This is a genomic window from Cognatundibacterium aquatile, assembly GCF_014699135.1.
GTDB classification, from domain to species: Bacteria; Pseudomonadota; Gammaproteobacteria; order Burkholderiales; family Burkholderiaceae_D; genus Undibacterium; species Undibacterium aquatile.
The window spans coordinates 1-14,257 of the sequence record NZ_JACOFT010000002.1; the positions used below are offsets into that span (position 1 = coordinate 1).

12 protein-coding genes and 1 pseudogene are annotated in these 14,257 nt (G+C 50.0%); 9 read left to right on the forward strand and 4 right to left on the reverse strand.

The window, feature by feature from the left end:
- Positions 1 to 315: 315 nt before the first annotated feature.
- From H8K26_RS04405 to H8K26_RS04415, 3 genes and pseudogenes are all read right to left on the reverse strand, one after another.
- Positions 316 to 492: pseudogene (locus H8K26_RS04405) on the reverse strand (acyloxyacyl hydrolase); the annotation flags it as partial.
- A gap of 14 nt (positions 493 to 506) precedes the next feature.
- A complete protein-coding gene (locus H8K26_RS04410) occupies positions 507 to 2,492 on the reverse strand; it encodes an ATP-binding protein (protein ID WP_190477683.1) in 1,986 nt (661 codons plus the stop codon).
- A gap of 68 nt (positions 2,493 to 2,560) precedes the next feature.
- Positions 2,561 to 3,430 (reverse strand): phosphate/phosphite/phosphonate ABC transporter substrate-binding protein, encoded by an 870-nt coding sequence (locus tag H8K26_RS04415; RefSeq protein ID WP_190477686.1) that lies wholly within the window; start codon positions 3,428 to 3,430, stop codon positions 2,561 to 2,563.
- A gap of 205 nt (positions 3,431 to 3,635) precedes the next feature.
- Here H8K26_RS04415 and H8K26_RS17675 point away from each other — a divergent pair, with 205 nt between their 5' ends.
- The 8 genes from H8K26_RS17675 to clpB all read left to right on the forward strand — a co-directional run bounded on the left by H8K26_RS17675 (position 3,636) and on the right by clpB (position 11,989).
- Positions 3,636 to 4,181, forward strand: coding sequence for an outer membrane lipoprotein (locus tag H8K26_RS17675; protein ID WP_223826852.1), 546 nt, complete (start codon positions 3,636 to 3,638; stop codon positions 4,179 to 4,181).
- Between the two features lie 463 nt (positions 4,182 to 4,644).
- Entirely contained in the window at positions 4,645 to 5,442 is a 798-nt protein-coding gene (locus H8K26_RS04425) for a hypothetical protein (RefSeq protein WP_190477688.1), read from the forward strand.
- 130 nt (positions 5,443 to 5,572) lie between these two features.
- On the forward strand, positions 5,573 to 6,778 hold the full coding sequence (locus tag H8K26_RS04430; RefSeq protein WP_190477690.1) for a molybdopterin molybdotransferase MoeA: 1,206 nt from the start codon (positions 5,573 to 5,575) through the stop codon (positions 6,776 to 6,778).
- A 30-nt stretch (positions 6,779 to 6,808) separates the two neighbouring features.
- On the forward strand, positions 6,809 to 7,066 hold the full coding sequence (moaD, locus tag H8K26_RS04435; protein WP_186885609.1) for a molybdopterin converting factor subunit 1: 258 nt from the start codon (positions 6,809 to 6,811) through the stop codon (positions 7,064 to 7,066).
- Positions 7,067 to 7,069: 3 nt separating this feature from the next.
- Positions 7,070 to 7,573 (forward strand): molybdopterin synthase catalytic subunit MoaE, encoded by a 504-nt coding sequence (gene moaE / locus H8K26_RS04440; RefSeq protein ID WP_190477692.1) that lies wholly within the window; start codon positions 7,070 to 7,072, stop codon positions 7,571 to 7,573.
- A 5-nt stretch (positions 7,574 to 7,578) separates the two neighbouring features.
- Entirely contained in the window at positions 7,579 to 7,953 is a 375-nt protein-coding gene (crcB, locus tag H8K26_RS04445; protein WP_190478764.1) for a fluoride efflux transporter CrcB, read from the forward strand.
- Positions 7,954 to 8,160: 207 nt separating this feature from the next.
- A complete protein-coding gene (pip, locus tag H8K26_RS04450; protein ID WP_190477693.1) occupies positions 8,161 to 9,129 on the forward strand; it encodes a prolyl aminopeptidase in 969 nt (322 codons plus the stop codon).
- Positions 9,130 to 9,394: 265 nt separating this feature from the next.
- Positions 9,395 to 11,989: an ATP-dependent chaperone ClpB gene (gene clpB / locus H8K26_RS04455; RefSeq protein WP_190477696.1), complete on the forward strand. Its 2,595-nt coding sequence runs from the start codon at positions 9,395 to 9,397 to the stop codon at positions 11,987 to 11,989.
- A 48-nt stretch (positions 11,990 to 12,037) separates the two neighbouring features.
- Here the strand turns inward: clpB and H8K26_RS04460 are convergent, their stop codons facing one another.
- Entirely contained in the window at positions 12,038 to 12,862 is an 825-nt protein-coding gene (locus H8K26_RS04460) for an AraC family transcriptional regulator (RefSeq protein ID WP_186885605.1), read from the reverse strand.
- Between the two features lie 99 nt (positions 12,863 to 12,961).
- On the opposite strand from H8K26_RS04460, the gene H8K26_RS04465 reads away from it, so the two are divergent.
- The gene (locus tag H8K26_RS04465) at positions 12,962 to 14,206 is read left to right on the forward strand and encodes an MFS transporter (RefSeq protein ID WP_186885604.1); all 1,245 of its coding nucleotides are present in this window, start codon (positions 12,962 to 12,964) and stop codon (positions 14,204 to 14,206) included.
- Positions 14,207 to 14,257 lie beyond the last annotated feature (51 nt).

Genomic DNA, 14,257 nt, shown 5'->3' on the forward strand with positions numbered 1-14,257 from the left:
ATCCCGAACAGGACCGTGAAACGACTCTGCGCCAATGATAGTGCTGCAACCAGTGTGAAAGTAGGTTATCGTCAGGCTTGTATTCTGCGAACCCCCCGTTACTAGCGTAACGGGGGGTTTTGCTTTTTGCGCGCAGGATTATCATGTTTCGGCGCTGGTGGCTTTATTTCTGATCCCGACGCCTCTTCCCATTACCACTCCTTATTCAGCCGTCTTCTGCTCTTCGATCTTACTGACCAGCGGTCAGTACGCCGGGTAAAGAAAAAGGAGCCCGCAGGCTCCTTTGTTTGCTTTGCTGCCCCGATTCTCTACAACTTAGAAGTGGTAGCCAACTTTAACCGTGGCGACATTTACCCCGGGGTTGGGCTTTTTAATAGCGCCGTTGGAGAAATGCTGAATCTTGAGGCCTGCTTCCCAGCCGTTGTTGAACACGTAGCCTACGCCGATGTGATCTCCGAACTGGAATGCGGTGGAAAAGGCGCGGCCGTTATTTTACTGGTTTACGACTACGCTTTATTGCCAGCAATTCTGGCTAAGACTTCGTAAAGGATAGCGCGGTTGATTGGTTTGGTGAGGTATCCATCAAGGCCGGATTTTAATGCTTCTTCTTTTTCGTCCAACATCGCCGAAGCTGTTAATGCGTATATCGGTATTTTGTAAGCGGTCTTTTTTTCTTCTTCAAATTTACGTATTTCTTTCGTTGCTTCCATGCCCCCCATGACTGGCATTTGCATGTCCATTAAAATCAGATCAAATTCATTTTCTTTCCAGTAATTAATCGCTTCCAAGCCATTATTTGCCAAAGTAGTGGAGTGTCCTTGCCGTTCAACTAAATTTGTAATCAGCGTTTGATTAACGAGATTGTCCTCAGCAATTAAAACTTTTAACTGACGTTGAACTGAACTTTGATGTTGACGTTGTTTCCGTTCGCCTGACAGGGTTTGTTTCTCAGAAAATTTCAATGGAAAACTGAATGTGAACTTACTTCCTTTTCCTACTTCACTTTGTATGGAAATGCGCCCACCCATGAGTTGTGCCAGTTTATGGCTGATACTGAGCCCCAGGCCTGTGCCGCCAAAGCGACGTGTGGTAGAGGCATCTTGCTGAGAAAATGCGTCAAAGATATAGGTTTGTTCTGATGCCGGGATACCAATACCTGAGTCAGTAACTGAAACGAGTAACTGAGGCGCATCTTTTACATCGCGACTAACGGCAACATCGAAATGAACGCCTCCCCGATCTGTAAATTTCACTGCATTCGCAAGCAGATTGTGAACGATCTGGCGGATGCGAACTGGATCGCCGACGATGACATCGGGTAAATCTTCAGCGAAATGACATTGCATACTGAGGTTTTTCTTATGAGCGCTAATTTCGTGTAACTTGAATATTTCATGCAATAAGTCATGCAGTTCAATATCGATGAACTCCAGTTCAATTTTGTCGGCCTCTATTTTGCTGAAATCAAGAATATCGTTGATGATGACCAGCAAATTTTTAGCGGAACTATGCGCCATATTCAGGAATTCTCGTTGCTCAGCCGTGAGTGGCGTATCCATGCTTAGCTCCAGCATGCCGATCACACCATTCATTGGTGTCCGTATCTCGTGACTCATATTCGCGAGGAATGCACTCTTTGCCTTGTTGGCTCCTTCCGCAGCTTCTTTCGCTGTTATCAGATCCTGTCGTATCTGTTCGGCTTCAGCTACCAGTTTTTCTATGCTGCTCAGAATGACGGAAATATTTTCTCCTTCTATAGGTTTATCTTTGACGTCAGGTAGCAGGCTGATCAGAATTTGTTTGAGTGAAGTGAGGGTGTTTTCGCGTTCATTGAGTTCAGTGCGCAGTTGACTCGCAGTGTTTTGCAAGGCGATCAGTGTTGCTCTGATTTCCAGTGGTGCATTCTGGATCAGTTTGGCATATTCACTGTCGTGACCGCTCAGTGTTCCCAGTTGTAAAACCTTTGATTTTTGCAGACTTCCCAGCCAGAGTTTAAGGGGGAACCAAATCAATATCAGACCGAACAGGAAACTCGCTAACGTCAATGCTGACGCTACCTGCATCATTTGCCACATTCGATAAGCAATTTGGGCGTCATCGTAAACCAGTCGCAATACTCCGTAATCTTCGCCGCCGACTTTGATGACGCGATTATCGTCATACAGATGATCTTCTACCCGACGAATAATCCACGAAGGAATATCATTTTTATTGATGTTGCTTCTCTGAGAGCTTTCGATAAGACCTTGCTGCATGGGGATGAATTTTGCTGCAGCAAAATTAGGGCTGAGTACCATGCTGTCTAGCGTATGTTTGATACTGTCATAATCCCCGATGACGGCGCTGTCGGTAACGGTTCTCGCTGCGACTTCTAGCATGGAACTGGCGGATTCCTGCACCTCTTCAATTTCCTGCGTAAAACGCGTTTCGTAATATAAGGCAACGCCGGTACACATCAATAACAGCCAGGTGGCGGAGTACAGCAAGTACACTCGCAGTACCAGCGATTTCGGTAGAAAAAATCTTGAGAGTCGCACGTGATGGGCTTTTTAAGAAAGATTCAACGTAAGCTTGCAGGAGCCGATTGATAAAATTTTCTGTAACTCGCGTATTCACTGCCATCCGATGGGATGAAGTAAGTATCGCCCGTCAGGCCGATTTTTGTGGACGCCTGATGCAATATCTCTTTTCCTTGCGGATCATTTTTCATATTGAAGAAAGCGTCTGAGACTGCTTTTAAATCGGCTGGTTTTACTTTATTCGACGCCATCAATGCCAGATCATAATAAGGTTCAGACGACCACAGAATGCGGAATTTTTTCTTTTCGCGGGTTGAATAAGCAGCGATTAATTGCGAATTACCGCCGGTCGCCTGCACTTTACCTGCCAGTAACTGTGCGAGGGCGCCGTTCTGATTGCCGCCAAAAATAACATTCACGTCAATACCTTTGCTGATCAGGTGTGCCATCGGCACTTTGTAAGCGACCAGCGCTTCAGGGCCAGGAAAAGTGATGTCCTTACCTTTCAGTTGACTGATGTCGGTAATTGGTGAATCTTCAGGGACGACGATTTGGCCGCTGACGGGCGGCACATTTCTGCGACCAAACACTTTCCAGCCTAACTTTTCGCGATCAGGGGAAAATAAATGATTGGTAAATGCAAAATCGACTTCTTTGGCCAAAACAAAACTGGTTGTATCAGCAGATGTTCTGCCTATTTTTAAACTTAGTTTGACGCCGCTTTTCTCTGAGACATAATTAATGATCGGATTCCAGTATGCGGCGGTCAGATTGATGTCGTATTGATTGACCGGCGAGAAGCGGTACGCGGTATTTTCAGCGTATCCTTTCAATGGAACGAAGGTACAGACGATCAAGGCGACAGAGAGTAATTGTTGCCAGTAGTGGCGAAAAACAGTCGGATTCAACATGATTGACCTGATCAGATATGGTTGTCAGTGGAAGATTATAGTCATGTTGAAAAATGACAATGTAAATTCTCTATTCGTCGGATTGCTTACGAATGAATCGCCGTGAAGGAAATAGAGGATATCTTGCGCTTCAGTTTCATATCCGTGTCAACATGCGGCGGCACTTTTGCGTTATTACTGGATGCGATCTTTTTGGGAGTCAGACATGCGAACTAAAATACTGGTAACGACGTTGGTGATTACGGCACTTTCCGGCTGTGCAAATCAACGCTATACCGAAAACTACCCACAGCAATATCCAAATCAATATCCGCACCAGCATTCCCGACAATATCCGGATCGTCAGCCGAATACATATCCTCAGTATCAGAATCAATACCAGAACCAGTATCAGAATCAGCAAAATTATGGCGAACTGGCAACAATCGTCGGTATGCGTAATGTTGCTGTTGACGGAAATGTATCGGGTGCGGGAACCGTGGTTGGTGCGCTGGTTGGTGGTGTGCTTGGACATCAGGTCGGTAAAGGCACTGGCAATGACCTGGCAACGATAGGCGGTGCCATTGCTGGCGGTATCGTCGGTAACCAGATGGAGCGTGGTTCGGTAGGGCAGAAAATGCGCACCGAACTGACCGTACAATTTCCTAACGGCGAGACACGCACCATGCTGATCGATAACCACGCCGGTTACCGTGTCGGCGACCGGATACGGGTGACAACGCAAAACGGTCAGCTCGTCCCGATGCAGTAAGTTATCTATCGTGTCTATCTTCGGAAAACGAAGGGGCTATCACAGCATGGTCACGTTTTTAAGATAACAAAAGTCAATGTTGAGCGTCGATCAGGCGCTCAATTTTTTACCATCAACAATAGAGTCAGATCAAGCCGTGGTGGATGAAATCTGTTTAACCTCGTGCGTCACTTATCTAGTGCGGTAGTTTGTTACATTTCGCTTCTACTGGTAGGGTCCCGTCCTTGAATCTAAGAGGCTCATCGCATAGCACGTTGTGAGTACTTCGCGTATGAATGAGCCAGCGCGCGTTTTTCGAGCACATTCAACGAGTTCACTTATAGATTGCTTTGATGCTCATTGTAAATGTTGCATCTGTGTGATCTATTTATTGTTGCTTTATACTTTCTTACCGCTTATTAAAAAGCATCATATATTTCTTGAGTTATCATAATTTAATTAATAACAATCTGTGAGGGTTGCAATGACGTTTGCCAAGTTGAATCAATTCGTCTTCGGTGTTGTGGCATTGTTTGCCATTAGTGGTGCTGCCCAAGCGGAACTTTGCCCGGGTGTGCAAAAGATCAGCCTTATGTATGGCGGCAATGAATTGACCCATTGGGAAGGTAGCTCCAGTCAGATCCACAAGCTGACGTTGCCCAATGGTTTTGTGCTGGGTGTGAAAACCGAGCAGGGGGCAAGGGAAATTTATGAGCGCGATTTTCAGCGCAGTCTGACGCAGACAACAGAATTGGTCAAAATCAGTCTGTATGATTATTCTGCCGCCGTACCACGTTATCTGACATCGACCTGGGGCGGCAGCCAATCCCAGCAGGGCTATGGCCCCAAGGGCGGTGCTGACCGCGTGGATGAATTGGGAAGCGGCATCGTCCTGAATCTGGAGAAGCCAGCCTGCACTATTACCAAACTGGATCTGGCGGCCATCCCGACGGAAAAAGAACTGGGGCAAAGCAGTGAATCAATGATTCCGGATGAAAAAACAAAACAATGGATGCAGGTTGCCCAGCAGGACATCGCAAAAAAACGTTATGTGCTGTCGATGTTTAAAGATAGCCTGCCACCTGAGGTGGGAACCAGGTTAGCACAGTTGCTGAACAAGGACGGTATTGAGCTGGAACTCATAAAGTCTGGCGATGCGCATGATGCTAAAGCGTATATGGTGGGCTATGCTCAAACCATGCTAAGCGCTATTGAGACTCAATTCGGCAAAGAACATGGTAGAGATATCGAGCGCCAGTTAAAGTCTGAATTTGGGTTTTGATAAATTACGTGTATTCAATGATTGTTAGCCAAGTTAGCTAGTACTGTGTCATCTAAAGGTAGCAGTGTGTCATTGCTGCCTTCGGGATACAATGCGGGAATACGTACTTCATCATTCCTGAGCATGTGATATGACCGAAAAAAAATCTATGTTGAGCGTCGATCAGGCGCTCAATTTTTTATTGTCAGCGGCACGCCCGCTGGCTGACACCAATCTCATTCCGACGATCGATGCGCATGGCCGCGTGCTGGCACAGACACAGTCTTCACTGCTGCACGTGCCACCGATAGACAACACGCAAATGGACGGCTACGCGGTGCGGGCAGCCGATTGCGCCAGCGGCGAAGCGCGCCTGCGGGTCGCTCAGCGGATTCCAGCCGGACATATAAGCACGCCATTGGAAGCCGGAACGGCTGCACGTATTTTTACCGGAGCGATGATCCCAGCCGGAGCCGACGCAGTCGTCATGCAAGAGCAATGCGTGGTTGACGGTGACTATGTCGTCATCCGTCATCAACCGCAAACTGGCGAATGGATACGCCGTCAGGGTGAAGATATCGCTGCTGGTGCGACCATATTACAACCCGGAACCCGCTTGCGGGCGCAGGAACTTGGGCTGGCGGCCTCGGTTGGACTGGCGCAATTACCCGTCATCCGCAAACCACGGGTTGCGGTGTTTTTTACCGGTGACGAACTGGCGATGCCGGGTGAAGCGTTGAAACCGGGTGCAATCTATAACTCCAATCGTTTTACGCTCACTGGTCTGCTACAAGACATGGGCTGCGACATCACCGACTACGGCATCGTGCCGGACACACTGGCGGCGACGCGCGAAACCTTGTGTAAAGCGGCACAGGCACATGATTTGATTATTACCTCCGGTGGTGTTTCCGTCGGTGAAGAGGATCACATCAAGCCGGCGGTGGAAGCCGAAGGGCGCCTGAACATGTGGCAGATCGCTGTCAAGCCCGGTAAGCCGCTCGCCTTTGGCGAGGTTGGGCAGGCGTTTTTCCTCGGTCTGCCGGGAAATCCGGTGTCGAGTTATGTGACTTTCCTGTTATTTGTGCGCCCGTTTCTGTTACGTATGCAAGGTGTTGAGCAGGTCGCGCCGCAATCTTACGTCATGCGTGCCGATTTCAACTGGCCTAAACCCGATCGCCGTAATGAGTTTTTGCGCGCCCGCATCAATCCGCAAGGCGGGCTGGATTTATTCCCGAATCAGAGTTCAGGCGTGCTGACATCTACCGTCTGGGGCGATGGTCTGATTGACGTGGCACCGGGACAGGTCATTCAGGCTGGCGACCAGGTACGTTTTTTACCGTTCGCATCATTTTAGATTTTTCCGCCTTACCGATAAAATTGCATCATGAAAATTCAATTACGTTTTTTTGCCAGCGTTCGTGAAAAACTCGGCTTATCTGAAGAAACCGTTACTTTGCCGGATGAAGTCACCACCGTCGGCGGTGTGCGGGCGTATCTGCAGTCGCGTGGCGGTCTCTGGGCCGACGTGCTGGCCGATGACCGCGCGTTGCGCATGGCGTTTGCACATGTGATGTGCGATGCGGAAACACCCATCAGCGAAGGCGGTGAAGTGGCATTCTTCCCACCTGTGACCGGAGGTTAAATCATGACTGTGCGCGTGCAGACAGCAGATTTTGATCTGAGTACCGAAGTCGCCAACCTGCGTAAAAACAATACCGCGATTGGTGCCATCGTCAGTTTTGTCGGCGTTGTGCGTGATCTGAATGATGGTCAGAATGTGTCAGCGATGGAGCTGGAACATTATCCCGTGATGACGGAAAAAGCACTCGACGACATCGTTGCACAGGCAAACGCGCGCTGGGCGCTGCTCGATACGCTGGTCATTCATCGCGTCGGTGCTTTGATGCCTGCCGATCAGATCGTGCTCGTGGTTACTGCATCGAAGCACCGTGGCGAAGCATTTGCGGCCTGCGAATTCATCATGGATTATCTGAAAACGCAGGCGCCGTTCTGGAAAAAAGAACAGGCGCCGGAAGGAGCACGCTGGGTTGATGCGCGTGAAGCCGATGATCAGGCGTTGAACAAATGGGGCATCTCTGCAAACAATGCCGCGACAGATTCTGCCTCACCTGACGGAGCGTCAGCATGAACTGGCTGGGCTGGCTGGCGGTTGGCAGCGGTGCTGCAATAGGAGCGTGGGCACGCTGGGGACTGGGTTTGTGGCTCAATGGCGTAGTGGCCCAATTACCGGTGGGAACGTTGGCAGCAAATCTGGGCGGCGGTTATATCATCGGGCTGGCTGTGGCTTTCTTTACGGCTTACCCCGATTTGTCTCCGGCGTGGCGATTATTTCTGGTGACCGGATTTCTCGGTGGACTGACCACTTTCTCCACGTTTTCAGCAGAATCCATGACCTTGCTGCAGCGGGGCGAGTTTGGCTGGGCGCTGGCACATATCAGCGTGCATTTGCTGGGCTCTATTCTGTGCTGTTTTGCCGGCTTTGCCAGCTACCGCGCTATCGCTGGTTGAATTACTGAAAAAGGGGGAGTATGTGCTGTTTTTGCCTTATTCTCAGCGAAAACAAAGGGCTTTAAAATATACTCGGGGGAGTATATTTAGCTCTGAAAAGGCTGTTTTTTCTTGTTTTTGGCTTGCTGCAACTATTGCGCCGTGCCGGGTGTCCCCCTGCACATACTTTCCCTTCCGTAAACCACATCATCTGACTGAACTGACATCATGACAAGCGACACCATGCGCACTGTTTTTCCTGAAATCGAACCTTACCGAACCGGCACGCTGGCAGTGGATGAAATGCATACCCTGTACTGGGAAGAGTGCGGCAATCCTGATGGTCAGCCTGTGCTGTTCCTGCACGGTGGTCCCGGTGCGGGTACTTCACCGTCGCACCGACGCTTCTTTGATCCTGCGCATTACCGCATCGTGTTGTTCGATCAGCGTGGCGCCGGTAAATCTACCCCGCTGGGCGAATATCGGAATAACACCACAGCGCTGCTGATTGATGACATAGAAAAAATCCGCGTCATGCTCGGCATACAGCAATGGCTGGTCTTTGGCGGTTCCTGGGGTTCCACGCTGGCACTGGCGTACGGCGAAGCTCATCCTGAACGTTGTCTCGGCTTTGTCCTGCGTGGCATTTTCCTGTGCACCAGGGCCGAGGTTGATTGGTTCGTCAATGGCATGGGATATTTTTATCCTGAAATTCATCAGCGCTTTGCAGAAGCGATTCCTGTTGAAGAACGTGGTGATCTGCTGCAAGCGTATGTGAAGCGCCTGTTCTGTGATGACCCTGCGATCTACATGGAAGCAGCACGTAACTGGAGCCGCTACGAAGGTTCCTGCCTGTTTCTGAAACCGCAAGCTGAGGCAATTGCCAGTTTCGAGTCCGATGAGGTCAGTCTCGGCATCGGTCGCCTGGAAGCGCACTACATGCAGCATGGCGCTTTCATGGATGACGATGCCTTAATCCGCAACATCGCCAAAATCCGTCATCTGCCGGCCGTGATCGTACAAGGGCGTTATGACGTGATCTGTCCACCCGTATCGGCCTATCGCCTGCATCAGGCGTGGCCGGAAGCAGCCTACCATGTGGTTGGTGACGCCGGTCATGCCGCGATGGAGCCGGGGATTGCCTCTGCGCTGGTACAGGCCACCGAAGATTTCAAAACGCTGCGCCGATTTTCCTGAGCCCGGCCACATCTGTTGTAGTTGGTCATCGATTGCCTCTGAACTGTTCTTCTGAACAGCTCAGATTGTTTCTGACTTGCCAAAATTTGCGTCGTCAGAAAGTACCGCCGGAAAAGCGTGATATGGCGCAAACAAAGCGTAATTCAAGGCATATATTTTTAAATTTGATTTGCCGAAAAATAAGGCAGGCAGTATCGTTGAGAATGCTTGAAATCAGCATAGCCGTCCCAAATTGTAGCGATAATTCATCATACAGGAGCAGCAAATGCGTCTCGACAAACTCACTACCAAGTTGCAGGAAGCACTGGCTGACGCGCAAAGTCAGGCAGTCGGCAATGACAATCAATATATAGAGCCAGTACATGTGCTGCTGGCCTTAATCAATCAGGATGACGGCGGCAGCCGTTCACTGCTGCAGCGGGCGGGCGTGAATGTCAATGCGCTTGTGAACGCGCTGAAAAGTGCGGTGGACCGTCTGCCGAAAGTCACCGGCACCGATGGTCAGGTACAGATAGGCCGTGAATTAACGGGCTTATTGAATCTGGCCGACAAAGAATCGCAAAAACGTGGCGACGAGTTTCTTGCCAGCGAAATGGTGTTGCTGGCACTGACGGATGATAAGTCCGAAGCGGGTAAACTGGCGCGTGAAAACGGCCTGACCCGTAAATCCTTAGAGGCGGCGATTTCAGCGGTACGCGGTGGCGGTAACGTCAATTCGCAGGATGCCGAGGGACAGCGCGAAGCACTGAAAAAATACACACTCGATCTGACCGAACGGGCACGTCTGGGTAAGCTTGATCCTGTGATCGGGCGTGATGATGAAATCCGTCGCGCGATTCAGATTTTGCAGCGTCGCAGTAAAAATAATCCGGTGCTGATCGGTGAGCCTGGTGTCGGTAAAACCGCGATTGTCGAAGGTCTGGCGCAACGTATCGTGAATGGCGAAGTGCCGGATAGTCTGAAATCCAAACGCGTCTTATCACTCGATATGGCGGCATTGCTGGCCGGTGCCAAATTCCGTGGTGAATTTGAAGAGCGTCTGAAAGCAGTGCTGAAAGAAATCGCGCTCGATGAAGGGCAAACCATCGTCTTTATCGACGAGTTGCATACCATGGTCGGCGCGGGTAAAGCAGAAGGTGCGATGGATGCCGGCAATATGCTGAAACCGGCACTGGCACGCGGCGAATTGCATTGCGTCGGTGCGACCACGCTCGATGAATACCGCAAGTACATAGAAAAAGACGCGGCACTCGAGCGTCGTTTCCAGAAAATTATTGTTGATGAGCCTAGCGTCGAGGCAACGATTGCGATTCTGCGCGGCTTGCAGGAAAAATACGAAGTGCATCATGGTGTCGATATCACCGATCCGGCGATCGTCGCTGCGGCTGAATTGTCGCATCGCTATATCACCGACCGCTTTTTGCCTGATAAGGCAATTGATCTGATTGATGAAGCTGCATCAAAAATCAAGATCGAGATCGATTCGAAACCAGAGGTGATGGATAAGCTCGATCGTCGTCTGATTCAGTTGAAAATCGAACGTGAAGCGGTGAAACGTGAAAAGGATGAAGCGTCCCATAAACGTCTGGCGCTGATCGAGGAAGAAATCGACAAACTGTCGCGTGAATATGCTGATTTGGAAGAAGTCTGGAAAGCCGAAAAAGCCATGGTGCAGGGCAGTACGCACATCAAGGAAGAGATAGAGAAAATCCGCGTCCAGATGGAGGAGGCAAAACGCAAGGGTGACTGGCAAACCATGTCAGAGTTGCAGTACGGACGTTTGCCTGAGCTGGAGGCTCAGCTCAAACAAGCTGACAAACAGTCAGATAAAGAGCCCGAGGCTGACGGCAGCAAGCTGAAATTACTTCGTACGCAAGTGGGCGCAGAAGAAATTGCCGAAATTGTTTCACGTGCTACCGGTATCCCGGTTTCTCGCATGATGCAGGGCGAGCGCGAAAAATTGCTACACATGGAAGATGCGCTGCATGAACGCGTAGTTGGTCAGCACGAGGCGATCGTTGCTGTTTCTGATGCGATCCGCCGTTCGCGTGCCGGTCTGGGTGATCCTGGCCGTCCGTACGGTTCTTTCCTGTTCCTTGGCCCGACCGGTGTCGGTAAAACTGAGCTGTGTAAAGCGCTGGCAAATTTCATGTTCGATACCGAAGAGTCGTTGATTCGTATCGATATGAGTGAATTCATGGAAAAACACAGCGTGGCTCGGCTGATCGGTGCGCCTCCGGGTTATGTCGGCTATGAGGAGGGTGGTTATCTGACCGAAGCAGTACGCCGCAAACCATACAGTGTGATTTTGCTTGATGAGGTGGAAAAAGCACATCACGATGTATTTAATGTCTTGTTGCAGGTGCTGGACGATGGTCGTATGACCGACGGACAAGGTCGCACTGTGGACTTTAAAAATACCGTGATCGTAATGACATCGAATCTGGGCTCGCATCAGATACAGGCGATGGAAGGCAGTGATCCTGAGGTCGTGAAAATGGCAGTCATGGGCGAAGTGAAAACCCATTTCCGGCCTGAATTCATTAACCGGATTGATGAGATCGTGGTATTCCATGCGCTGGACGCTAAAAACATCGGTGCGATTGCGAAGATACAGCTCAAAACGCTGGAGCAACGTTTGTCGCAAATGGAGATGGGCTTACAAGTCAGCGATGCTGCCTTGCTGAAAATTGCCGAAGCTGGCTTCGATCCTGTGTATGGCGCACGTCCTTTGAAACGTGCGATACAGCAGGAAATCGAAAATGTTTTGTCGAAGCAAATTTTGCAAGGAAAATTCGGACCGAAAGATATTATTTCGGTTGATGCGAAAGATGGTGAACTTGTTTTCGGTAAAGTGTGATTAAATAGCCGGGAGCAAGTTACGGCGGTGCATCAGCACCGCCTTTTTTTATGTCTGCTGAATTGAGTTGCTGTTTTTTCTGCTGAGAGGTCTTCTATTAAAGAAAATAGTCGGAGTTGTACCCAGCGTCTTTTTGAACATCGCAGAAAAAGCAGACTGACTGGTATAGCCGAGTTCTGTTGCGACTTGTGATAATGACATGCCTGATGCGATGAGCGGCGTTGCCATCGCAAGACGCATTTGCTGACGCCAGTGACTGAAACTCATGCTTAGCTCTTTGTGAAATAAACGGCTCAGAGTTCGCGCTGATGCGCCACTATGTTTTGCCAACAGATCCAGACTTTCCTGATTGGCGGGATTGCTGAGCAGACGTTCGCATAAGTTTTTGAGCCTTTTGTCTTGAGGCATGGGTAAGTGAATGGGCAGCGGTCTGGCTGCCCGCAATTCGTCAAAGATCACTTCAAACAGGTGAGTTTCACGACTGCATCCCCGCTCAAATTGTGCCATTGCCGCGATCAGCTCGCGTAACAGGCCAGATACTTCGATGATTACGCAACTGTCGGTGGGAAATGGATTGAAATCCTTGTGTATTTGTAGCACGCGTAACTGCGAATTTGCAAAGGTGCGCACTTCATGCACCATGTCTGGCGGTATCCATACTGCACGCATTGGTGGTACAAACCAGATATTGCCATCAGCAAGCACCTGTAGCATTCCTTGAGGTGTATAGGTTAGTTGTCCCCATGCGTGCTGATGTGCTTCCAGATTTCTGGCATGTTTCATATCCCTGGAATTGAGCCGTATCGGACGCATTGGTGTCGGATGTCTTTCCGGCGGATGTGGTTGATAGCGCGTCAGTTGGCGAGTACGCATAATATGGCAGTTTTGAGATAAATAATGTCATGTTATCTTAAATCTGCCTGAGGGAAATTCCTTAGACTGACGCTGTTTTCTTCAAATTCCGGAGTTTTTATGTCTACAGCAGAAATTGTGCCCGGCTCGCCAGTGCCGCCTACTCAGGTAAAACAAGATGCGATGGTGATAGGTCTGGTCGGCGTCGCCCACGCTATTTCGCATTTTTTTCATATGATTCTGGCACCTTTGTTTCCCTGGATTAAAGAAGCCTTCAGTTTGTCGTATGCCGAACTTGGCTTGTTGATGACGGTGTTCTTTGTCATTTCAGGTATAGGGCAGGCTTTGTCCGGGTTTGTCGTCGATAAACTCGGTGCACGTACGGTCTTATTCTTTGGTATCAGTTGCCTTGGATTTGCCGCGCTGGTGCTGTCATCGGCACAAAATTATGCAATGTTGTTGCTGGGGGCGATGCTGGCCGGTGTTGGTAACAGTGTGTTCCATCCTTCTGACTATACTTTGCTGAATAAACGGGTGTCACCAGCGCGGCTGGGATACGCATTTTCTGTGCACGGCATCAGCGGTAATCTGGGCTGGGCTGCGGCGCCTGTTTTTCTGGTCACGATTGCGCAATTCACGACCTGGCGCACCGCCTTATTTTGTGCAGCCTTTCTGCCTTTCATGGTGCTGACGCTCTTGTTTATTTATCGCGATTTATTGCATACCGATATCGTTCATCCGGCGCATCCACATGCCAGTGCTCATACGAAAGAAGGTGTGCTGGATTTCCTGAAACTTCCCGCGATCTGGATGTGCTTCGGTTTCTTTTTTATGTCGGCGATGGCGCTGGGTGGCATACAAAGTTTTTCCGCCGCGGGTTTGCGTGACCTGTATGGCATGTCCTTAAACGCAGCGACCACGGCTTACACCATGTTCATGCTGGCGTCGGCATGCGGCATGTTGCTGGGCGGTTTTCTGGCCGCCAGAGCCAGTCACCACGACAGAATTATTACGCTTGCATTCAGTCTGGCCGGTGTGTTTTCACTGTTGCTGGCGACCGGTTGGTCGAACACGCTGATGGCGATAGTGCTGATGGCGGGAATCGGCTTTGGTTCCGGTATCGCCGGACCATCCCGTGATTTGTTGATTCGCGCTGCAACGCCGAAAAATGCGACTGGCCGCGTGTATGGCATCGTCTATTCCGGTCTGGATTCCGGGCTGGCAGTTGCGCCGTTGCTGTTTGGCGCCATCATGGATGGCCGTCATTCTTCGTGGGTGTTTATCTGCGTCGGTGTATTTCAGGTGCTGACGATACTGACTGCAGTCAATGTCGGCGGTCGTACCCGGGCATTGGCTGCCGCATAGTCTCAGGCTAAAATGATTCGGTCTGCCACTTTTGGCAGGCTTGAATAATAA